12 protein-coding genes are annotated in these 22,316 nt (G+C 50.4%); 5 read left to right on the top strand and 7 right to left on the bottom strand.

Annotated elements, in window-relative coordinates:
• Nucleotides 1-220: 220 nt before the first annotated feature.
• Nucleotides 221-1,528 carry an AAA family ATPase gene (locus PHW04_09140; protein ID MDD2716045.1) on the top strand — a complete coding sequence of 436 codons (1,308 nt, stop codon included), beginning with the start codon at nt 221-223 and terminating at the stop codon, nt 1,526-1,528.
• 60 nt (nt 1,529-1,588) lie between these two features.
• Here PHW04_09140 and PHW04_09145 read toward each other — a convergent pair whose 3' ends face one another.
• From PHW04_09145 to PHW04_09160, 4 genes are all read right to left on the bottom strand, one after another.
• Nucleotides 1,589-1,852, bottom strand: a complete 264-nt coding sequence (locus PHW04_09145; GenBank protein MDD2716046.1) for a type II toxin-antitoxin system RelE/ParE family toxin — start codon at nt 1,850-1,852, stop codon at nt 1,589-1,591.
• A complete protein-coding gene (locus tag PHW04_09150) occupies nt 1,839-2,093 on the bottom strand; it encodes a hypothetical protein (GenBank protein ID MDD2716047.1) in 255 nt (84 codons plus the stop codon). The genes PHW04_09145 and PHW04_09150 overlap by 14 nt, the downstream gene beginning before the upstream one ends.
• Nucleotides 2,094-2,240: 147 nt before the next feature.
• Complete coding sequence (locus PHW04_09155) at nt 2,241-2,516, bottom strand: type II toxin-antitoxin system RelE/ParE family toxin (protein MDD2716048.1); 276 nt, start codon at nt 2,514-2,516, stop codon at nt 2,241-2,243.
• A complete protein-coding gene (locus tag PHW04_09160) occupies nt 2,509-2,751 on the bottom strand; it encodes a CopG family transcriptional regulator (protein ID MDD2716049.1) in 243 nt (80 codons plus the stop codon). The genes PHW04_09155 and PHW04_09160 overlap by 8 nt, the downstream gene beginning before the upstream one ends.
• Before the next feature lie 207 nt (nt 2,752-2,958).
• Here PHW04_09160 and PHW04_09165 point away from each other — a divergent pair, with 207 nt between their 5' ends.
• Genes PHW04_09165 through oraE form a run of 3 tightly spaced genes read left to right on the top strand, consistent with a single transcriptional unit; the run spans nt 2,959 to nt 5,874 of the window.
• Nucleotides 2,959-3,309 carry an STAS domain-containing protein gene (locus PHW04_09165; protein MDD2716050.1) on the top strand — a complete coding sequence of 117 codons (351 nt, stop codon included), beginning with the start codon at nt 2,959-2,961 and terminating at the stop codon, nt 3,307-3,309.
• Between the two features lie 29 nt (nt 3,310-3,338).
• A complete protein-coding gene (locus PHW04_09170; GenBank protein ID MDD2716051.1) occupies nt 3,339-3,701 on the top strand; it encodes an ornithine aminomutase subunit alpha in 363 nt (120 codons plus the stop codon).
• Nucleotides 3,694-5,874 (top strand): D-ornithine 4,5-aminomutase subunit OraE, encoded by a 2,181-nt coding sequence (gene oraE / locus PHW04_09175; protein MDD2716052.1) that lies wholly within the window; start codon nt 3,694-3,696, stop codon nt 5,872-5,874. The genes PHW04_09170 and oraE overlap by 8 nt, the downstream gene beginning before the upstream one ends.
• Nucleotides 5,875-5,883: 9 nt before the next feature.
• Here the strand turns inward: oraE and PHW04_09180 are convergent, their stop codons facing one another.
• From PHW04_09180 to PHW04_09190, 3 genes are all read right to left on the bottom strand, one after another.
• On the bottom strand, nt 5,884-6,405 hold the full coding sequence (locus PHW04_09180) for a hypothetical protein (protein ID MDD2716053.1): 522 nt from the start codon (nt 6,403-6,405) through the stop codon (nt 5,884-5,886).
• Between the two features lie 181 nt (nt 6,406-6,586).
• Nucleotides 6,587-20,884: a DUF5050 domain-containing protein gene (locus PHW04_09185; GenBank protein MDD2716054.1), complete on the bottom strand. Its 14,298-nt coding sequence runs from the start codon at nt 20,882-20,884 to the stop codon at nt 6,587-6,589.
• Between the two features lie 59 nt (nt 20,885-20,943).
• Nucleotides 20,944-21,543 (bottom strand): hypothetical protein, encoded by a 600-nt coding sequence (locus PHW04_09190; GenBank protein ID MDD2716055.1) that lies wholly within the window; start codon nt 21,541-21,543, stop codon nt 20,944-20,946.
• Nucleotides 21,544-21,747: 204 nt separating this feature from the next.
• Between PHW04_09190 and PHW04_09195 the strand changes: the two genes are divergently transcribed.
• Nucleotides 21,748-22,316, top strand: a 569-nt coding sequence (locus PHW04_09195; protein MDD2716056.1) for a DNA mismatch repair protein MutS, incomplete at its 3' end; no start/stop codon positions are given.

Here is a 22,316-nt window from a genome sequence, read left to right on the forward strand (position 1 = left end):
TTCTGATTCTTAAGATTCAACGTGGGTCGGTCTAAGGTGTCAGACCTACACAGGCTGTTGATAGAGGAAATTAGGGACGCTCTCGTCAGGCTGATGTCATTTGACAAAATCTGAATTAACTTGATGCTTGGAAAACTAAATTAAAAAGACGAAAATAGACTTGACTATCTAAAATGAAATGATAAAATCATGGCTGGAAAACTAAAAGCAGGGAATGTAAATGAAGCGATTAGCTGAAAAACAGATTGCAGATTGGAAGAATTCCAGTCGCCGTAAACCTCTGATAATCAGAGGAGGCCGTCAGGTCGGGAAAACCTGGCTGGTTGAGAATGCTTTGGCTGAGCAGTTTGAAAACTACGTGAAAATCGATCTGGAAAAGCGGCATGACCTGCATGTCCATTTTGAAGGCAACCTTGACCCTGGGAAAATTATCCAGGCTTTGGAGCTGTCCGGTGGACGGATCATCCCAGGCAGGACTCTTTTGTTTTTTGATGAAATTCAGGCCTGCCCCAGGGCAATTATGGCTTTGCGTTATTTCTACGAGCAGATGCCTGAACTGCATGTTGTTGCTGCAGGCTCGCTGCTGGGATTTGCCTTTTCTGAAGTTCCCATCCCTGTGGGCAGGGTCCAGTATCTGCAGATGTATCCGATGACTTTCTACGAATACCTTTTAGCGCTGGGAAAGGAAGCAATGGCAGAGCAGACTCTTAAGCCGCCATTACAGATATCATCTGCGATTCAGCAGATGATCCTCGGCGAATTAAAAAAATACTTTTTTGTCGGCGGGATGCCGGAGTGTGTCAAAACATACCGCGACAGCAACTCTTTACTGGAAGTGTTCCGGGTTCAATCTGAAATCCTTGATTCTTTTCGGGATGATTTTTCCAAATACAAGCCGCAGATCGACCCGTCCTGCCTTGACGCCGTATTCCTGCATGTGGCATTGGCAGTCGGCGAACAGATTAAATATACCCGTTTGAACGATGGTCACAGCGGGCCAACCAATCGAAAAGCTTTTGAATTATTGACCAAAGCGAAACTGATTCATAAAATTCCGGCCTGCAACCCATCCGGTTTGCCTCTCGGTGCTTCAGCGAGTGAAAAAAAGTTCAAAGCCAGCCTGCTGGATATTGGAATTTTGCAACGGCTCTGCCAGGTCACTGTCGATCTGGAGATTGCACAGGAAAATCTGCTGGCAATTTATCAGGGCAAACTTGCCGAGCAGTTCGTCGCCCAGGAATTGATGGCGTGGCATGGACCGGATTTATTCTATTGGTCACGAGAAGCAAAAAACAGCAACGCAGAAATTGATTATCTGGCAGTCCGCGAAGGGAAGATTTACCCTGTAGAAGTCAAGTCAGGAACTGGAGGCAGTCTGAAAAGCCTTCATCTCATGCTGGAAAAATATCCGTATTGTCCGCAGGGATTGGTCCTCTATAGTGGTCCTTATAAAGAACTATCCAAACAGAAACTGACCTTTCTGCCGCTTTATTATGCGGCCATCATTGGTGATCAACACATAATTTGATTAATCCCGGAGGAGCTTGTGGCGGGCCACTAAGGCTTCAGGCTTGCTTTTGCACTTGATTCAATATGCGTTTCCGCGCGGCAGAATGGAAATCACATTGATTGTTTGCCGGTCTTTGACGAATCGCAATATCACCCTGTACGATCCTACCCTTAATCTGCTGAGGCCGGCCAGATCTCCGGTCAGGTGTTTCACCTGCTTATGAAAATAAGGATTATCAGATGCCGATGAATCCTGCAGGGATTTAATGATCTGCCTGACCCTTTGAACGGGTGTTTTTTGAAGCTGTTTAAGGGATTCCCGGCTCAGTTCAATCTTCCACATGCAGGATTTTTTTTGCCTTTTTGAGTGAGGCCATTTTCCCGGACTTTTCATCCTCAAGTCCGCGCCTGATCGATTCCATACTGGTCTTGCAGGAAATTATTTCCTGTGTTTCCTTGTGACGTTCAAGGTAATCGTCCAGAAGCTCCTCGACAATGCGGCTCATCGGCCTGTTTTCGTATCCGGAAATCGCCCGCAGCATTCTCAATTTGTCGTCAGGCAGCCTGATGGTGGTGTTTCCCATGATATCTCCATATCGTGATATTCTGATATTATTATATCGTGATATAGCATGATGTCAATACTGAACTTGAGATTAGTCGGAGATTAGGAGATTAGGGGTCGCGTCTCGTCATTTGACAAAATCAAGGATCAATCTGCCCGGCACATTTTAGTAACATTTCTCTCTTTTTACTGCTGTCAGCATGAAAATAATCCGTTCCTGATCGTCGATTGAGAAGAAAAACCTGTAATCTCCGATCCGGTAACGCCAGGTCTCAGGGCTCAGGGATTTGATCTTCTTGATGTTTCTGCCGAAGTATGGATTCAATTTCAATTGGGGATATACTGAATCCGCAAGTTTTTCCAGAAACTGACCTCTTCCTTTAAAAAGATGCTTGAGGTCTTTTCTGAATGTTTCTGTTTCAAAGATCCTGAAATCACTCAACAAAGCTTCCCTTTCTTAGAGCAGCATCCTGCCTTCCCTGGTTCAACCTCTTGAGAAGTTTATGGTTGGTAAGAATTTCCTCGGTCTCAAATTCATCGGTAAAAAAGAATTCTTCAACCTGATGCAGGGCAAAAGTAGTGATCAGATTGGCGATACTGCGGTTTTCTATCCTGGAGGCATCCAGAAATAGTTTGTAAATATCGTCTTCCAGTCTCAGAGTAACTGTTTTGGGCATAAAAAACCTCTATGCATTCATTTTAATTCTATTATATTCTAAATGAACTCAAGAATCAAGATCCCAACAGTGTGGAAGGAATGTGGGAACGGGGTCGTTTCTCGTCATTTGACAAAGTCGAGAATCAACGCTGAATATTAGCACTTCACTTTCTCTGTTTTATGGCTATAATTAATTTATAAGCGAATTCTGCGGAGAAGGTTGTAGATGGTAATCAGTTCAAGATCAATAGATAATGGTGAGCACGGACCTGTGACAGTAATCAGCCTGGACGGTGAGCTTGATTATTTCAATGATGAAATGGTGCTCGGATATTTCGACAAAGTCTGTTCTGAAGAAAAAATTAAAGTCGCCCTGGATTTAGCTGGAGTTACCTATATCAACAGTATCGGCATGGGCACGATCAAGAAATTGTTCGTTGATCTCAAGAAAAACGGCGGCAGACTTGTGGTTTACAGACCAAACCCGCAGATCAGAAAAGTATTCGAAATCACTAAGATCAACAGGTTCATACCCATTTACCCCAGCGAAACCGAAGCGCTGGAAAATCTGATATAATAATCCCCAATATCCATTTTGGGGGATTCATGGAACGCAAAGACGATTTCGAGAAAAGACGCAAACACCTTGCAAAAATGACTGACGAGCAGCTCAAGGCCAGATTCTGGGAGCTGGCTGATAAGCTGGTGGAACCGCTTGTCGAACTCGCTGAAACTCATACTTCGCCTTCAATCGAACGCTCAGTTATCCTGAGAATGGGCTTTTCTTCCCTGGATGCCAGGATAATTGTAGATAAAGTCAGGGAAGCCGGATTGCTTGGCAAAGGGGCCGGGCATGTGGTACTGAAGCTTTCACAGCAGCAGAAGACCGGGATCGAAGAAGCAGGCCAGGCGATCATCAAAGGTGCTGATCTTTCCGGACTCTTTGCAGAGGAGGCTCCCAATGCTTAAAAAAGACGAAAAGCTGAATATCCCGGAAATCCTCAAGGATCTCGATCAATACAGGCCGAGACGCAAAGGCTGGACCTGGAGGAAGAAGAAACCAGGCCTTAAAATGCACAGATTCGTATTCCACGAGTGCTCAGAGCCGCTCAAAAATTCCATCCCTCTTCCTGCTGCCAAGCATTTTGAAGGAATCGACCCGCAGCCTGACTGCGTGATCACCACTGAGATCGCTTCAGGACGTTTCGAGGACGATATCAGGAGAATGCGGATGGCTGCCTGGCATGGAGCAGACCATCTGATGGTGATCCGAACTCTCGGCCAGTCCCATTTTGACGGACTGATCGAAGGCAGTCCCGAAGGCGTGGGAGGAGTGCCGATTACCCGGAAACAGGTCAGGGCAACCCGCAAAGCGCTGGACATGATAGAAGACGAGGTCGGCCGCAACATCAATTTCCATTCCTATGTCTCAGGCATCGCAGGTCCTGAAATCGCGGTGATGTATGCTGAAGAAGGAGTCAACGGCGCGCATCAGGACCCTCAATACAATGTGCTTTACCGGAACATCAATATGTACCGCTCCTTCGTGGACGCGGCTGTCGCCAAAAAACTGATGGCAGACGCAGGCATTTTCCAGATCGACGGTGCCCACAATGCGAACGCTACAGCCAAGCAGGCCTGGTGCGTGATGCCTGAGCTGCTTGTCCAGCACGGCATCAATTGCGCCTATTCGGCAGCTGTCGGCATGCCGAAAGGGCAGATCGGGCTTTCCACTGTGCCGCCCAATTCCCCTCCTGCACCTAAAATGTGGTATGACCTGCCTTATGCAGTAGCCTTGCGCGAACTGTTCAGCGAATACAAGATGCGTGCCCAGCAGAACACCCGCTACATGGAATCAGACATGGAAGAAGCCACTATCACCCATGTGATCGACACTCTGATCTCCAGGCTGACCAGCGTTGACATCCAGTCCACAATCACACCCGACGAGGGAAGGAACGTGCCCTGGCATTACAACAATATCCGCGGCACTACCACGGCCAAGCAGACTCTGGTGGCTCTGGACGGGCTGCGTGAACTGGTCAAGCTGGATTTCGACGGGCCATTGGGAGCCATGGTGCGCGAGCTCAAGGAGCGGGCAGTGCTCTTCATGGAGGAAATGATCGAACTGGGCGGCTATTTCGCCACAGTGGAAGCCGGATTTTTCGTGGATTCAGGCAAATACCCTGAGCGGCACGGAGACGGGATTGTGCGGAAATCCGACGGAGGGGTAAGTTCAGATACTATTTGTAAACGTGACAAAGATTATCTGGCGCCTGTCTGCAGCCATTTCGGTTACAACACCGCAAAAAAGAAGGATCCCTGTAAAGCAATCGGCGGCTGCACTCTCTGCGACCCTGATAAAATCAAATATATCGATGAGCTGGACCAGAACGACAATGCAGGGAAGAGGCTTGCAAAAAAGATCGAGGACGAAGCGAAGAATCTCTTGAAGCCTGAAGTGGAATGGCATGGAGATGGAATTGTGACGGTCAGCATTTTCCTGCCTGAGCGGGAAGAAGTGGCTCGCGAAGCTGCGCTCGAGATCGGCAGAAAAATGAATCTGATGGACCCTCAGGTGATACATACGCAGGTGCTTCACCCTGCCGAAGGCACATACCTGGAAATCAAGGGGGTGGTGCCGTTCGCTGTGGACAAGACCAAGCTCAAGATCCCGCAGAAAGTCGAACTGCTCTCAGACGCTGTGATCGAAACTGAGACCAAGAAGCGCAAGCTGAAGGTTGTCGGCGGAACTGTAGGCGAAGACGAGCATTCGGTCGGCATGCAGGAAATCCTGAACATCAAGCACGGAGGCATCGAGAAATACGGATTCGAATGCCATTATCTGGGCACATCCGTCTCGATCGAGAAGATGATCAATGCTGCCATAGAAACCGGCGCCAGTATCATCATGATTTCAACCATCATCACCCATAACGACGTGCATGTCTCAAACATGAAGAAGCTGCACAACCTCTGCATTGAGCGCGGCATCAGGGACCGCGTTTTCCTGATCGCTGGCGGCACTCAGGTGACAGATGAAGCAGCCAGGGAATGCGGGATGGACGCCGGTTTCGGCCGCGGCACAAAGGGCAACATGGTGGCGAGCTTCATCATAAAAAAAATGATGGGAATGACTTAGGGACGCGATTTAGAGCAATCGATTCAGCAGCTTTTCAGGTACCATTTCCTCTAATTCCGGAGCAGTTTCAAGCAAACGCTGAATATCTGCCAGATCCTTCTGCCTTTTGCTCGATCTGCGCGAATCATCCGAAGCTGCCCAGATTTTACCCTGCAGAACGTCTCTGATGTCTGCAACAGGCAGCAGATAGCCAAGAGTACGCTTTTTTTGGGCTCTGGAAATGAAATTCTGATACCTTGGATCTGTCTGGATCTGGATTCTGAGGTCCGAGCCTTTTACCGAGATATTGACGCTGTTTTCAAATTCAGTCAATGCATATTTTTTTTTCAATACTTCCAGCAGTGTTTCTATTCCATCAGCAGTGATCACAATATCCAAGTCCAGGCTCACAACCGGTTCGGCATAAGCATTCACCGCCAGTCCGCCGATGACGCAGAAACTAATTTTCCGGCTTTTCAACAAGCCGATGAAGGATTTGACAAAATCCTTTTTGCATCCTGAAGCGCGCTGATAAAATTCCTTAGCTGTCATTGTTAAAGCATATTATGGCGCAATCAGATTGTCAAATGCCAATATAGTGGAGTAGACGCAAGCCAAGAAAATTATCCAGTCAATTGACATATGTCAATTGACTGACAAGACGCGCTCCCGGAAACACACAAAACACAGGAAATGTGCAATGTTCAGGTCTGACCCCGTTCTTCGTTAATCGTTAATATCTCAGCCTGACCATGCTCATCCAGGCGGCTGCACCGGCACCGGAATTTTCCTGTATTCTGACCGTATTTGATCCTGTGGTGAAATTCGAGGCTGGAATCGTGTAATCCATAAAGGTATCTGATTCGGCATGATGGTTGTTCCAATACATTGGACTCGTGTTGCCATTGATGATGATATCAGTGTAGGTCTTGTTCACCCCGCCACTTATTACACCACATAATGTGAAGATAAAATCATGCTGGCCAGTGAAAGTGAAATCAATGTATTTGCCGGCAGGGATTGCCCAGTGATTGCCGTAACTTGTGCTGTAGGTGACACCGCTGCCCATTGCACAGGACATACCTGTAGCGACAGCTGGATTCTGATTCAGCTGCACGCTCATGATGTTGACTGTCAGTTTGCGACTCACTGTGACTTCGTTTTCCGCATAGCGAGCAACAAGGATAGAGGGCCCCAGATCCGACTGTGCAGTGAATGTGCCGTCATCATTCAGCACCGCATTGCCGCTCGCCACTGACCAGATGAAGCTCCTGCTGATGAATGATCCATCATTGTACTGGACCTCACCGGTCGGAAGCAGGTAAACCTGGCTCATCCCGAGAAACAGGTCTGTATACCACAAGCTGATGTCGACTGGGGTGTTGTCTGCAGTGAAAGTGGTTCCCCAGATGGTGTTCATCGGACCCGGATCTCCGCCTGCAATGTACAGCCTGTTGTTAAGAATAAAGGAACTTGGTCTGGCTCTCTGTGTGAAGACAGAGGTTGGATCGAATTTGGTCCAGTTGACGCCATTGCTGGAATACCAGACATCTGATCCTCCTGAACCAGTCAGGACCCACATCTTGTTGTCGAACACGGCTGCGGTGAAATCGGTTCTTGCCCCCCAGTAAGGAGCAGCAGGTGTGACGGTATTCCAGGTTATGCCGTCTTCCGAATTATAGATGTCTCCAAGATTGCCGCCGCTGTTCCTGCCTCCCATGACCCAGAGTTTGCCATCGTAGACCAGGCACTGATGCCCGACTCTGCCGGGGAATTTTCCGCTCGCCATGGACGTCCAGACCTGGCCGTCCGGAGAGCTGGAGACATCGGACAGGAAACTGGATCCGTCGTATCCGGCGATCACCCAGAGCTTGTTGTTGAAAGCCAGGGCAAAGTCATAGTTGTCGCGCTTGGTAAAAGGAGTGGTCTGGCCCATTGAAGTCCAGCCTGCACCTGTCGAACACCAGACACTGTTGAGCTGGCCGCTGTTGTTTCCGCCCAGCACCCAGATTCTGCCCTTGAAGCTTACGCTGCCGAATCCACCATTTTTAGAGGGCAGGTTTGAACCAGCAGTCCAGGCAGTCAAATTTGAAGAATGCCAGGTATCATTTCCTGCGGATGAAACTCCGCCTATCACCCAGACTTCGCCGCTGTGGACCGGCGTACCGAAAGCGCTGCGTCCGCCCCAGGCCGGGTTTGCCATCTGCGCCCAGTTGGAAAAATGAAGCACTAATCTGCGACTGACTGTGACGGAATTTTCCGTATAACTGGCAGAGAGTTCTACGGTGCCGCCGAGCGTTCCTCTGGTATAGGTGGTTCCTTCAAGGCTGCCTTCGCCTGTGGTAAAGCTCCAGGCAAGATCATGGGGTGCGAAAGTCCCTTCGTTGTATTGGATTTCGCCTGTTGCAGGTAGAGAATACGAATTCACTTCCAGCGTGACTTCAGTGGTGGGCAGGTTGATGTCTACTGGCGTGACTTCGGCTGTGGAGACAGAGTACCAGACGTCTTTGCGGTCGGTTGTGTCATAACCTGCAAGCACCCACATTTTCCCGCCTCCGGAAATGGCTTTATGCCCGAAACGGGAGGGGAAATCCGCATGGGTAATAGCAGAAAACCAGCTGCTGCCGTCTGCCGAATACCAGACATCGTTCAGATAGTCTGCTCCTGTGTGTGAACCGCCGATCACCCAGAGATTATTGTTGAAGACAAGGCCTGAATGTCCGTAACGCGTAGAAAAACCGGTTCCTGTAGCTGGATTCCAGGTAATGCCGTCAGTAGAAGACCAGACATCGTTCACAGGCGCAGTGCCGTTGTAACCGCCGATCACCCACATCCTGCCGCCAAAGGTCAGGCTGATATGGCCATGTCTGGCTGTAAAGTTTGGTGTGGCTGCAGCCTGGTACCAGTTTGTTCCATTGCTGGAATACCAGACATCCCTCTTCTCGCCGCCATTGTAGCCGCCGATCAGCCACATCTTGTTGTCATAGACCAGGCTGGAATGGGCATATCTGCCCGGCAAGGCAGCAGTGGCCTGGTACCAGTCGGAACCGTTGCTCGAATAAAAGACATCTGTCTTGACACTGGTGCCGTTATAACCGCCGATCACCCACATCATGTCGTGGAAGACAACGCTTGTATGCCAGTGCCTGGCTGTGAATCCTGCACTGCCTGTGACCTGGCTCCAGGTTACACCGTCTGTTGAGGAATAGACGTCATTTTTACTGACTCCTGCAACCTGTCCGCCGATCACCCAATACTGATTGTTGTAGAAAAGTGTGGTCTGATAATGCCGCGCAGCGAACGCTGGAGAAGCAGCGGCCAGCACCCATTGCGCACCTTCAGGAGCAATGTGGATTACAAGTTTTTTGCTTGCTGTCACACCGTTCAGGAAATAGGATGTAGTGAGTTCAGTTGTGCCTGCTGTATCCGGTGCAGTGAAGGTAATGTTCTCCACAGTCCCGCTGCCTGAAGTTCTTGTCCAGTTCAGATTCGAAGTTGTGAAAGTCCCGTCATTATATTGGATCTCGCCTGTCGAGGGTAAAGTATAGGTGGAACTGATTTCAATTGTGACTTCAGTAGTGGGAAGGCCGATGTCCACTGGCGTGATCTCCGTTGTGGCGGTTGAGTACCAGACATCGTAATGTCCGCCTGTGCCGTCTCTCCCTGCGATCTGCCAGATCCTGTTGTTGAATATGAATCCTGCCTGACAGTCACGGGCTGAAAATGTAGAAGTTCCGGCTTGAGTCCAGCTTGTTCCGTCTGCCGAAGTCCAGATGTCTTGTTTATAAGTGCCGTTGATATTTCCATCGACCATCCATATTTTACTGTTGAATACAATGCATGAAGCATTGAATCTGGTTCCGAAACCTGCAGTGTTTGTTTCCCTGACCCAGTTTATGCCATCGCTCGACGACCAGGCATCACTGATGCCTGGGGTGCCGGCCGTGTCTATACATCCACCGATCACCCACATTTTTCCGCCAAACACACATGCCTCGTGACCCCAGCGTGCCGGGGTGAAAGGGGTGCCTGAGGCCTGGAACCAGTCTTTACCGTTGCTTGAATACCAGACATCATTCCTGAGGGTGTTTGTGGAGTCATTGCCTCCGATCACCCACAGCTTATTGTCAAAGACAAGTCCTGCATGACCTTGCCTGGCTGCAAAGCCGGCTGCTCCAGTGATCTGAGTCCAGGTCCTGCCGTCAGGGGAAGAGTAGACATCATTAATTGCACCAGAAGCACATAATCCGCCGATTATCCAAAGCTTGCCCTGAAATGAGAGGAGAACCTGATTGTAACGGCCAGTAAAGCCGGCAGCAGTTTCCTGATCCCAGGTTGTTCCGTCTGCAGATGACCAGACATCGTTCATGCAAGTCGTAAAATCCCAACCACCGATCACCCACATCTTGTCCTTGAACGATACTCCCTTATGAGCAAATCGTTTTGTAAATCCCGCATTGTCAGCGGCCTTGATCCAGTCTGAAACATGGAGTACAAACTTGCGGCTGACTTTTACTGAGTTTTCAGTATAGCTTGCCAAGAGTTCGACAGTTCCGCCATGCGTTCCCCTGTTATATGTGGATCCTGCCAGGCTGCCTTCGCCTGTGGAAATGCTCCAGGTAAGAGCCTGTGCAGCTAAAGTCCCGTCATTATTCTGAACCTCGCCAGTGGGTGTCAGAGAGTAAGAAAGTACTTCCAGGGTGACTTCAGTGGTGGCTAGGCTGATGTCCACAGGCGTGACTGGAGATGAAGCGACTGAATGCCAGACGTCACGGGCATATGAAACATTGACGTTCCCGCCGATCTCCCACATTTTGTCGTTCCAGACGAGCGAAGTATTGTCAAACCTGCCGGGAAATTCAGCATGGTCTGTGGCCAGAAACCAGTCAGCGCCATTCGAGGAATACCAAACGTCATTGGCGAAAGTGACTGATACATTGCCTCCGATCACCCACATTCTGTTTTTGAATACTGCACCTGTGTGCGCCAGACGGTCCGGGAATGCCGCGTGATCCTTGGCAGGATACCATTTCGCGCCGTCTGTAGAATACCAGACGTCATTGCTGAAAGCTGTGGAGATGTTGCCTCCGATCACCCACATTTTGCCGTCATAGACAAGTACCTTGTGATTCAGGCGGCCAGGGAAATCAGCATGGTCCTTCACCAGATCCCATTTTATGCCATCCGCTGAAGACCAGACATCATTTCCGAAGGCATTGGAGATGTTGCCGCCGATTACCCACATTTTTCCGTTGAAAACGACGGCAGCGTGCTGGGTTCTGCCTGGAAAATCCGCATGATCCTTGGTCAGATACCAGTCTGCGCCGTTCGAGGAAGACCACACGTCATTGGCATAAGTGGAAGAGATGTTGCCGCCGATCACCCACATTCTGCCGTTAAAGGCAACTGCAGCGTGCTGAGTCCTGTCCGGAAAATCCGCATGGTCTTTGGCCTGGGTCCAGTTGATGCCGTTTGAAGTATACCAGACGTCATTGTTATAAGTGGCTGTAATGTTGCCGCCGATCACCCACATTTTTCCGTCAAAGTTGACACTGGCAAACTCGGTTCTGCCGGGAAACTCGGCAGTCTGAGCAGCCAGCACCCATTCAGCTCCGACATTGATCACCTGCACTGTCAGCACCCTGCTGACAGTGACGCCGTTTCCTGTATGTTCAGCCTGCAGCTCCACTGTGCCGTATGTTCCAGGGCTTGTATAAGTGTAACCGTCCAAACTCAAATTGCCGTTGCCTGATTTTTTCGACCAGATGATGTTTCCGCTGCTGAAACTGCCGTCATTAAACTGGATCTCTGCAGTCGTCGGTAGAGTGTAAGTTTCATTCGTGACCAAGCTGATCAGCGTATTCTGCAGATTGATGTCCACAGGTGTGTTGTTTGCAATGGCGGTTGAATGCCAGACATCGTTCAGGGGAGTTTGCAGATTTGGACCATTGTCACCGCCTGTGACCCACATCCTATTCTGGAAAACCACCCCGCTCTGCACCCATCTTGAATCCCAGGTTGCATTCTCTACTGCTTTTACCCAGTTTATCCCGTCTGCTGAATTCCAGATGTCATTATTAATACTATATGGAATGGATGGGAAGTTGTCGCAACCACCCATGATCCAGAGTTTGTTGGAAAATACGAGACAGGTGTGCCCGGTTCTGGCGCTCCAGGGAGCCGCGGTCTGTGTCCATTGAACACCGTCTGAAGATGACCATACATCATTTTCCAAGGTGGAACCGGAACCGCCAATTGCCCACATTCTGCCGCCGAAAACCAGACACTGGAAAGTATTTCTTATGCTCCAGGGAGCTGCTGAGGTAGCCTGAATCCAACTAGTTCCATTCGCCGAATACCAAACGTCATTTTTCTTGTTGCCAGTGTTGTCTGAACCACCGAGCACCCACATCCTGTTATCGAAAACCAGGCTGCTGTGACCGTATCGTTTGGACCAGGCTGCATCCGCATTTTGCAACCAGTTGTTCCCGTCCGTTGTATGCCATACATCGTTTGTCTGATTAGCTCCGTTGGGACCCCCACCCATTACCCAGAGTTCGTTTTTAAAAACCAAGCAGGTCAAACTTCTTCGCGGGCTCCAACCAGGGACAGCAGATTGTGTCCAGTTGACTCCGTCAGCAGAAGACCAGACTTCGTTGTTAGCTGTGGTATAGTCGGTTCCTCCAAGAACCCAGATTTTACCATTGAATTGAAGGCTTGATTGGCACCATCTCTTGCTCCAGGGCGCATTTGCCTTCGCCAGCACCCAGGTCGTACCCTCAGGGATCAGGTGGATTTTTAGTTTCCTGCTTACTGCCTCCCCGTTTTCCTGATAAGAGGCAGTCAGTTCAGTTGTTCCGACAATGACTGGTGCATGGAAAATATTGCTTTCTACGCTGCCGTTGCCGGCAGTAATCGACCAGTTCAGATTCTGAACAGCGAAATTCCCGTTGTTGTACTGGATCTCGCCGGTTGAAGACAGAGCATAGGTGGAACTGGCTTCAATCGTGATTTCAGTAGTGGAAAGATTGATGTCCACAGGCGTGTTGTTCTTCATGGCAGCCGAATACCAGACATCGTTCCTGGCAGTACCGTCCGAGCCTGCAATCACCCACATTTTATTGTTGAAGACTGCAGACGTATGGGCTCCGCGGGCTGAAAAATCAGCATTTGCTGTCACCTGTGTCCAGTTCAGGCCGTCAATCGAATTCCAGACATCTCTATAATATGAACCTGCACCGCCCCCGATCACCCAGAGCTTGTTGTCGAAAACCAGTGTGGTCTGGCGGGAGCGCACTGCAAATCCGGCGCTTCCAGTGACCTGGGTCCAGTTAGCCCCGTCTGTGGAACACCAGACATCGTTATAGCTGGTACTGGCATTGCTTCCGCCGATCACCCACATTTTACCGTCAAAAACAGCTGCAGAGTTGAGATAGCGGGTAAAACCGGCATTAGCTGTAGCCTGAATCCAGTTTGCTCCATCTGAGGAATACCAGACATCGCTGAAATAAGTTGAGCTGTGCACGCCTCCGATCACCCACATTTTATTGTCATAGACCAGGCTGGTGTGGAAGAGTCTAGCATTCCAGCCTGCTGCTGAGGTGGCAGGTGTCCAGTTTATGCCGTCGTCTGAGCACCAGACATCATGAAAATCTGAAATGGCAGAATTTGTCCCTCCCATTACCCATAATTTGTCGTGAAAAACGAGGCAGGAATGTCCGTCTCTGGCGCTCCAGGCAGGTGCAGTGGCCTGGTTCCAGTTCCTGCCGTCGCTCGAACTCCAGACTTCAGCCAGAGGGACAGTATTGTAACCGCCGATCACCCATAACTTGTCTTTGAAAACAATGCTCGATTGCGACCATCTGGCAGAAAATTCGGCATGAGCGTTTGAGAGTATCCAGTCTTTGCCGACAGGATTGACCCGGATTTCCAGCGTCTTGGCTGCTGTAGCGCTGTTTTCAGTAAAGCTCGCCTGCAGTTCGACTGTGCCATTGGTTCCCGGGCAGGTATAGGTATAGCCGTCTGTGCTCAGGCTGCCGCCGCCGGATTTGATGGCCCATGAGATGCTCCTGCTTGCAAAAGAAGAGTCATTGTATTGGACTTCAGCTGAAGTGGGCAGGGAATAGATTTCACTGGTGACCAGGCTGATCACATAATCAGACAGGGTTAAATCAACCGGAGTATTGGCCGAGGTCGCCGCAGTATACCAGACGTCTTTTTTGACGACACTGGCCCCATTTCCTCCGCTCACCCATATCCTGTTGCCGTAGACGCACGATCTGTGAGCGTAGCGGACTGAAAAATCAGCATTATCAGTAACTTCTGTCCAAATAGAGCCGTCGTTCGAATACCAGACATCGTTTTTAGTGGAGCCGCCTGCGACACAGCCTCCAATCACCCACATCTTTTTGTCAAACACAACATTGGACTGGTTGTATCTGGCTGTAAAAGCCGCTGCAGCTGTCGACTGAATCCAGGTGATTCCATCCGCAGAAGACCAGACGTCGTTCAGCAGGGTGCTTCCGTAGCCTCCGCACACCCACATCCTGTTATTATAGACCAGGCTGGTAAAGGCATGCCTGGCCGGAAATGCGGCAGCCGAAGTGGCCTGATACCAGTAGGTTCCGTCCTTTGAATACCAGACATCTTTCAGTTCGCCTCCGTTATAACCGCCGATTACCCATATTTTGTTGTCATAGACCAGACTTTCGAGTCCGTATCTGATTGAAAATGCTGCAGATGCTGTAGCAGGATACCAGTTAAGCCCGTCGCTCGAATACCAGACATCATTTTTATTAGCTCCGCCTGCCCCGGAACCGCCAATCACCCACATCTTGTTGTCAAAGACTACGCTTGAATGGCTGGATCTGGCTGTGAATGAGGCGGAAGGAGTGACCTGGGTCCAGCTGACTCCATCGGGTGATGACCAGACATCGTTCAGAGCAGCAGTATTATAACCGCCGATCACCCACATCCTGTTGTTGAAGAAAAGGCCTGTATGTGCGTATCTGGCTGGGAAGTTCGCATCAGTGGCCAGGATCCAGTCTGCCCCCACCGGCGCTACCCTGATTTCCAGTGTCCGCCTGGCAGTCACGCCGTTTTCAGTATAACTTGCCTGCAGTTCCGCTGTACCACTCAAACCGCCTGGATTGTATGTAAGCCCGGTGAGTCCCCCAGGACCTGAAGAAAAGGTCCAGTCCAGGCTCCTGGAAAAGAATGTGCCGTCATTGTACTGGATTTCAGCAGTAGTCGGCAGGGAATAAGTCGAGCTGACTTCTATGGTGACTTCTGAGGTTGGAAGGCTGATATCCACAGGTGTGTTTTGGGATGTGGATACAGAATACCAGACATCATGGTAGCTGCTGGTAACGTCATAGCCTCCAGCTACCCACATTTTATTGCCGCAGATGCACGATCTATGGCCATAACGGACTGAAAACTCCGCATTTGCAGTGGCAGGCAGCCAGTTGAGGCCGTCAGTTGAATACCAGACATCATTTTTATAGACACCGCTTGCAGAGTATCCACCGATTGTCCACATCTTGTTGTCAAATACAAGTCCTGAAAAGCTGGATCTGGCAGGAAAAGCCGCTGCGCCTGTAACCTGAACCCAGGTAATCCCGTCGGTCGAGGACCAGACATCTTTCAGCGGAACGCTTCCGTAACCTCCGATCACCCACATTTTATTGTCATAGACCAGATTGATATGTGCATGCCTGGCCGGAAAATTGGCTGCAGCAGTAACCCTGTTCCAGTTTGTCCCGTCGCTTGAACTCCAGACATCGTTCAGTTCAGCTCCGTTATTGCCACCGATCACCCACAACTTGTTGTCATAGACCAGGCAGCTCTGTCCGAATCTGGCGGAAAATGCTGAAGCAGTGGCCGGATACCAGTCTTTTCCATTGCCTGAATACCAGACATCTGTTTTATAGGCAGCACCGTCAAAACCGCCGACCACCCACATTTTGTCGTGGAAAACCACGCTGTTATGCCAGTTCCGACCGGAAAAGGAGGCTGCTCCAGTCACAGAAGTCCAGTTAATTCCATCAGGAGAAGACCAGACATCATTCTTATACACACCGCCTGCAATTCCGCCGATTATCCACTGCTGGCCGTTGTAATACAGAGAGGAATGGAAATGGCGTGTTGAAAACCCTGCTGCTGCAGTGGCCTGAATCCATTTTGCTCCCACTGGCGTGACCGTGATTTCCAGTGTTCTCCCGACTGTCACGTTGTTCTCAGTATACCCAGCGGGCAGTTCCACGGTGCCGGCAAGGTCAGGAGTGGTGTAGAGATAACCGTTCAACAGGCCGCCTCCTGCCGCGATGGACCAGGAGAGGCTGCGTTCTGCGAATGAACCGTCATTATATTGAACTTCAGCGGTCTGAGGCAGGGAATAATTTTGATTGGGAATAAGGGTGATCCGGCTGTCCGGCAGAGTCAAATCAACAGGGGTGTTCAGGCTGTAGGCAATCGAATACCAGATGTCGTTCAGCGGGTTTTTCAGGCTCGAGCCATTGTCGCCGCCCAGGATCCACATCCTGTTTTGAAAAACCAGCCCGCTCTGGATCCATCTCTGGTCCCAGGTGGCATTGTCAGTAACCTGGGTCCAGTTTACTCCGTCAGCGGAATTCCAGACGTCGTTTTTCAAGAATCTGGTGGCTGAAGGATAATTGACGCAACCGCCCATGACCCAGAGTTTGTTGCCGAACACCATACTGGTGTGCCAGCATCTGGCGCTCCAGGGAGCAGTGGCCTGTGTCCAGTTGACGCCGTCCGCAGACGACCAGACGTCTTTTTTCAGGCTGGTCCCGTCTGTCCCTCCGATCACCCAGATCCTGCCGCCGAAGACCAGGCTCTGGAAACCGCCCCTGCCGCTCCAGGAAGCTGCTGCAGTGGCCTGAGACCAGTTCAATCCGTCGCTCGAATACCAGACGTCGTTCGCATATAAGTCCAGATTTGTGATTGTCTTGGTAATTCCGCCCAGCACCCAGATTTTTCCGTTGAACACCAGGCTGCCGTGTCCGTATCTCTTAGGCCAGGCTGCATCCGCATTTTGTGACCAGTTTGTTCCATCCGCTGTATGCCAGACATCGTTGGTCAGAGTATTGCCGGTAGAGTTTGAGCCGCCCAGTACCCAGAGCTCTCCATTGAAAACCAGACTGCTGAAGCTTTTCCTGGTACTCCAGGCTGCAGCCGGGGCCTGAGACCAGTTGACTCCGTCGGCAGACGTCCAGACATCGTTATTGACGCCGGAATTGTCGCAGCCGCCCAGCACCCAGAGATTTCCCTTAAACAACTGGCTTGACTGACCCCATCTCGGATTCCAGTCCGCATTGGTCCTGGCCAGCACCCATTCAGCTCCCATCGGCGGGACATTCAGGATCAGTTTGCGTTGAACTGTAACTGTTGCGTCCGTGTAGGATGCGGAAAGTTCAGCGACGTAGCCGTAACCTGAAGGAGTATAGACATACCCGTCAACGCTGCCCTGACCGGAACTGACCGTCCAGACCGGATTCCTGGCTATGAGGCTTCCGTCGCTGTATTGAACTTCAACTGTGGAAGGAAGCTGATAAGTAGTAGTGATGAGACGGGTTTCGGTAGTGGGTAGTGCAATGTCCACCGGGGTCTTGTCTGCGGTCATCACCGAATACCAGACGTCATTTTTAAATAACCCGTCATTGCCGCCGATCACCCACATCCTGCTGTTGTAAGTCAGGCTGGAATGAAACACTCTGGCTGAAAAAATGGCGGCTGAATTGTCCAGAGCCCAGGTCACACCATCTGCTGAATTCCAGACATCGTTTTTATAAGCACCGTCATCGCCGCCAATCACCCACATCTTGTTGTTGAAGACCAGGCCGGTAAGGCCCCATCTGGCGGAAAAGGCTGCATTGGCCGTAGCCTGAACCCAGTTCACGCCATCAGTCGAAGACCAGACATCGTTTTTATAAGCACCTGTATTGTAACAACCGCCGATCACCCACATTTTGCCGTCATAAACCAGGCTGACATGGTGAAATCTGGCTGAAAAACCAGCATTGGCAGTAGCCTGAACCCAGTTCACGCCATCAGTCGAAGACCAGACATCGTTTTTATAAGCACCTGTATTGTAACAGCCGCCGATCACCCACAATTTCCCGTTGTAGACCAGGCCGGTATGTCCATAGCGCGGTGTGAATTCCGCTGCAGCAGTAGCCTGGGTCCAGGTGGTTCCATCGGCGGAAGACCAGACATCGTTGTACCAGTTTGTCCCCCCGCCAAAGCCGCCGATTACCCACAGCTTGTTGTCGTAAACTAAGCCGGCATAGGAATCCCTTGCCGGGAACGCTGCCGCAGCAGTGGCCTGATCCCACGTGCTGCCGCTGGTTGAGGACCAGACATCATTCTTCCTTCCGACTCCTCCGTAACCTCCGATCACCCACATTTTGCTGTCGAAAACCAGGCTGTGATGGCTGTATCTTGCTGAAAAAGCGGCTGAAGAAGTCACCAGCACCCAGTCCTGATAAGCGGCGGTCAGGGTCTTGTCTGTGGTGAGCATGGTGCCGCTGATATTGGCTGGCGGGCTGTAGCCGCCGACTGTATTGAAGGTAATTTCATAAGTGAAGTTCTCGCTCACCATCGCGCTGTATCCGCTCGCAATCCAGGAAGCTCCGGCGTCAATGCTCCATTTCGCCCCTGCCGCTACCGCTCCAGGGGGTAAAATGCTGACAGTCAGATTATGGACGCTGGCGCCGCCAACTGTGGGATGAAAATTATTGCCAGAACCGTCAGTGAGGCGGATGGTTCCAGTGCCGTTGGGTTCCATTAAATAGATGTCGTAATTGCCTGACTGATTGGAGCTGTAAGTGATATACTGGCCGTCCGGAGTCCAGGTGGGGTCCTGGCAGAAATAATTTGTGGCAGGAGTGAGCATTTCCGGCAGAGAGCCATCGGTTTTCATTTTCCAGATGTTGATGGCATTGAGGGTGCCTCTGTTGCTGGAATAGACAATGTACTGGTCGTCAGGGGGGGAATATTCCGGACAGGAGTCGTAGCTGGGATCATTGGTGAGCCGTTTGAGTCCTGTGCCGTCGATGTTCATCTCATAGATTTCGTAGTTGCTGCTGTCGCGGTTGGTGGCAAAGGCAATTTTGGATCCATTGTGATTGACGGCAGGCATGCGGTTTTCCACCCAGTTCGAGGAGTTGGTAAGCCGGGTCGGGTTCGAACCGTCGCCGTTCATGATGTAGATTTCCCAGTGTCCGGTTCTGGTGGAAGCGAAGACGATCCTGCCGTCAGGAGTCCAGGCCGGATCCCAGTCTGCTGTAGTATTGTCTGTGAGCTGGCGTTTGTCGCTCCCGTTGACATTCATGGTGTAGATTTCGCTGTGCGAATGATAGGCGATCCTGTTGCCCGACTTGTTGAAGGCCGGGGCAGTGTCATAATAATCGTCGTTTGTAATGTTGGCGAACGAGCTGCTGCCGCTCTGCATGATGAAGATGTCGTTAAATCCTGTTCTGTCCGAAACAAAGGAAGTCAGATAATGAACCGTGGTTCCGGATCCCTGCATTTTGCCGAGCTGAACCTTTAGGTGACTGATTACATCAGCGTTTGAGGGGAGTGAACCGTGGGAGATACCTGAGAATACTTTGGTGTCTGATACGCTGTCGCCGTAAGTGCCGGAGGCGAATGTCTTAAGCAGCGCGCTTTCCAGGGGGACAATGCCGTCGCCGGTTTGGAGAGCTGCTGACTTCTGCAAGTCCGTCTGGGGTGCAAGGGAGATTCCGGAGTAATCCGTAGCGCTTGCGATGCATTGATAGAGCGGCAGGTCGTGGAGACTTCTGTTCAGTTCAAATAAGGCATTGTTCCTGAGTGCGGCTGGATTCGAGCTGACCAGCAGTTTCTGGACTGTCTGGTCAGCGCTTTCCGTGTCGTCAAAAAAATCATAGGCTGTTTCCGGACAGAGGCCTGCAGCCGTGCAGAGCGAGGAAACAGTAACCGGATGTCCGGTCGATACCCATTGCAGGGCTGGAACTCCATGGAACGGCACCCCGAGTGCGATAAAGCAGAGCACTCGTTCAGTTCCTGCGCATTTCTGGATATAATCATGGGCGATCAACCCTCCGGTTGAATAGCCGAGCAGAACAATTTTCTGATTATTCGAAAAAACCCGCGCAATTTCAGAGCGCAGTGAAAAATCACCTGCGGTTTCCCCGGCTATTTCAGCAAGAGTATGCGATGGGTCGTATCCATAAGAATAAAGTTCGAATCCGCTGCTTAATCCCGGATCCTCGTAAAAGGAATTGATGAACGCCTGGAACTGTTGATAATAGGCTGAAGCGGGATTGTCCTGGTTCCCTGACAAGCCGCAGATCAGGACCAGCGGGGTTTTCTGATTCCCGCTCACAGCGGCTAATGGGAAAGGCCCGTTTTTCCCGGAAATCCTGTATAGGCCTGCTGTAGGACGATAGGCGGCTTCCCCGTTCTCCCTGATCAGCTCGATCTTGAAATCAGCACCAGCAAATCTGGCGAGCGTTTCTCCGTCGATCTTGAAGTTCCCTGTAGGACTGTAATACCGCTCGACCAGGGAGCCATTGTCCAGTGTGTAACGGTTGACTCCAGTGCCGGCTACCGGAGCTTCAACCGGAGCCTGGAGATTTCCGGCAGGAGTCAGGGTCAGAAATTTATCAGTCTGGGTATCCAGCGTGTTTGCCGGGATGCTGATCTGCCAGCAGGAGCCTGAGGCGTTTGTGAAGTCGTCGGCTGGAGTAGTGGGTGCGCTGAATTTGCTGATCAGGACCTGTGTCTCACTCTTGAAGAGCCCTGCTGATGCCTGGAGAGTGGAATTGTCCGGCAGAGTAGATGTTCCCCCACCTGAGCCGACCGGATTGGAGACGGAAAAAATGGGAACCGTATTTGAAACAACCTGGCCGGTGCCCCCTCCACCACCACCACCTCCACCACCGCAGGCTGTGATGAAGAAAACAGCCCCGAGAAAACCGAGGATTATCATGCATAACAAAATCAGGCGCCGCTTGATAACTGCCATGAAAAAATTCTACATATTATTTGCAGATAATGCAATTTGTCTTAACTGGAATTCAGGATTCAGCCGGCATTATTATGGGTAATCACTCTGATGAAAAAATCCTTCCAGACAAGCAGGGCAGGTATCAATTCGTATTCCAGCAAGTCAGCTGTCAGGAAATAATCTTTCTCTTCAAAAGCTTCCACGATCTGATTCAATTTGCCGCTGTACTTCAGAAAGTAATCAGTGACTTTCTCGCTGTTCACTTCCAGTTTGTTATAGTCCAGGCCGAGCACAGGCTCTATCTTGATGATCACGTTATTGATCCATTCCAGACCCGGGATTGATGAAAAAAGGATCTGGGAACCCTCGTCCGGACTTTCAGTTCTGAAAAATTCCTTGGTTTTGTTGAGTGCAAGAATCAGTTTGTTTATATAGTCTATGGCGTCTGTGGCCATTGACAGGCAGAACTTGACCGGTGTGATGGCTGTGATTTCGACTGTCTTTTCCCCGGCCTTTTCAAAATCGACCAGTTCAAGTTGAAAATAGGTATCCGGTCCGACTGTGATCTGTTCGATCAGAAGATCTCTATTCTGCAGGAACTTTTCGATCTCCCTGATGATGGCGGAATTCCCCGTCCTGGAGGAATGGAATAGCTCATGGTTGATTTTTATTTTCATTGACACTCATGCCTTAAAATCAGAGGCTCGTGCGGCACTGCCTGAACTCCTGCCTCGAAGTGCCTCCATTGGAACCAGTTCATGATCAGGAATGTTGCACTTTGTGGCATTTATCGTATCACAAAACGAAAAAGAGAGAGCTGTTTTTTTTAAAAAAAATACCGGCAACCGGAAAAGAGGAGGTTTATCGTTTATTATAGTTCCATGGAAGCAACCCAAACCGATTCTTTGACACCCATGATGGGACAATATCAGCGGATCAAGGAACAGTATCCGAATACCCTGCTTTTTTTCCGGCTGGGAGATTTTTATGAGACTTTTTTCGAGGATGCTGTTACTGCCTCACGGGAACTTGATCTGACTCTCACCTCACGCGACAGGAAGAATAAGATACCCATGGCCGGAGTGCCTTATCATGCTGTGGAAACTTACCTTTCACGCCTGATCAGGAAAGGCTTCTCAGTGACGGTCTGCGATCAGATGGAAGACCCGCGCAAGGCGAAGGGCATCGTGAAGCGCGAGGTGATCCGCACGATCACGCCCGGCACGCTGCTGGAAGAGAACCTGCTTGAAGAGAAGAAGCACAATTTCATGCTCAGCATCTGCTCTGGAAATGGGAATCTGGCGATTGCCTACTGCGACATCTCTACTGCCGATTTCTTTTGCACCCAGTTCCCGCTGAGCTATGAGAAGCTGGAGGCAGAGCTTTCACGGCTCAAGCCTGCTGAAGTTCTGCTCTGCGGTCCAGCCGGATCCGATAAAAAAATTCAGAA

The organism is Candidatus Wallbacteria bacterium (assembly GCA_028687545.1).
Classification (GTDB): Bacteria; Muiribacteriota; JAQTZZ01; order JAQTZZ01; family JAQTZZ01; genus JAQTZZ01.

Coding starts and splice junctions, on each gene's coding strand:
- PHW04_09140 (MDD2716045.1), top strand. CDS start 221: ATGAAGCGATTAGCTGAAAAACAGATTGCAGATTGGAAGAATTCCAGT.
- PHW04_09145 (MDD2716046.1), bottom strand. CDS start 1,852: ATGTGGAAGATTGAACTGAGCCGGGAATCCCTTAAACAGCTTCAAAAA.
- PHW04_09150 (MDD2716047.1), bottom strand. CDS start 2,093: ATGGGAAACACCACCATCAGGCTGCCTGACGACAAATTGAGAATGCTG.
- PHW04_09160 (MDD2716049.1), bottom strand. CDS start 2,751: ATGCCCAAAACAGTTACTCTGAGACTGGAAGACGATATTTACAAACTA.
- PHW04_09165 (MDD2716050.1), top strand. CDS start 2,959: ATGGTAATCAGTTCAAGATCAATAGATAATGGTGAGCACGGACCTGTG.
- PHW04_09170 (MDD2716051.1), top strand. CDS start 3,339: ATGGAACGCAAAGACGATTTCGAGAAAAGACGCAAACACCTTGCAAAA.
- oraE (MDD2716052.1), top strand. CDS start 3,694: ATGCTTAAAAAAGACGAAAAGCTGAATATCCCGGAAATCCTCAAGGAT.
- PHW04_09180 (MDD2716053.1), bottom strand. CDS start 6,405: ATGACAGCTAAGGAATTTTATCAGCGCGCTTCAGGATGCAAAAAGGAT.
- PHW04_09185 (MDD2716054.1), bottom strand. CDS start 20,884: ATGGCAGTTATCAAGCGGCGCCTGATTTTGTTATGCATGATAATCCTC.
- PHW04_09190 (MDD2716055.1), bottom strand. CDS start 21,543: ATGAAAATAAAAATCAACCATGAGCTATTCCATTCCTCCAGGACGGGG.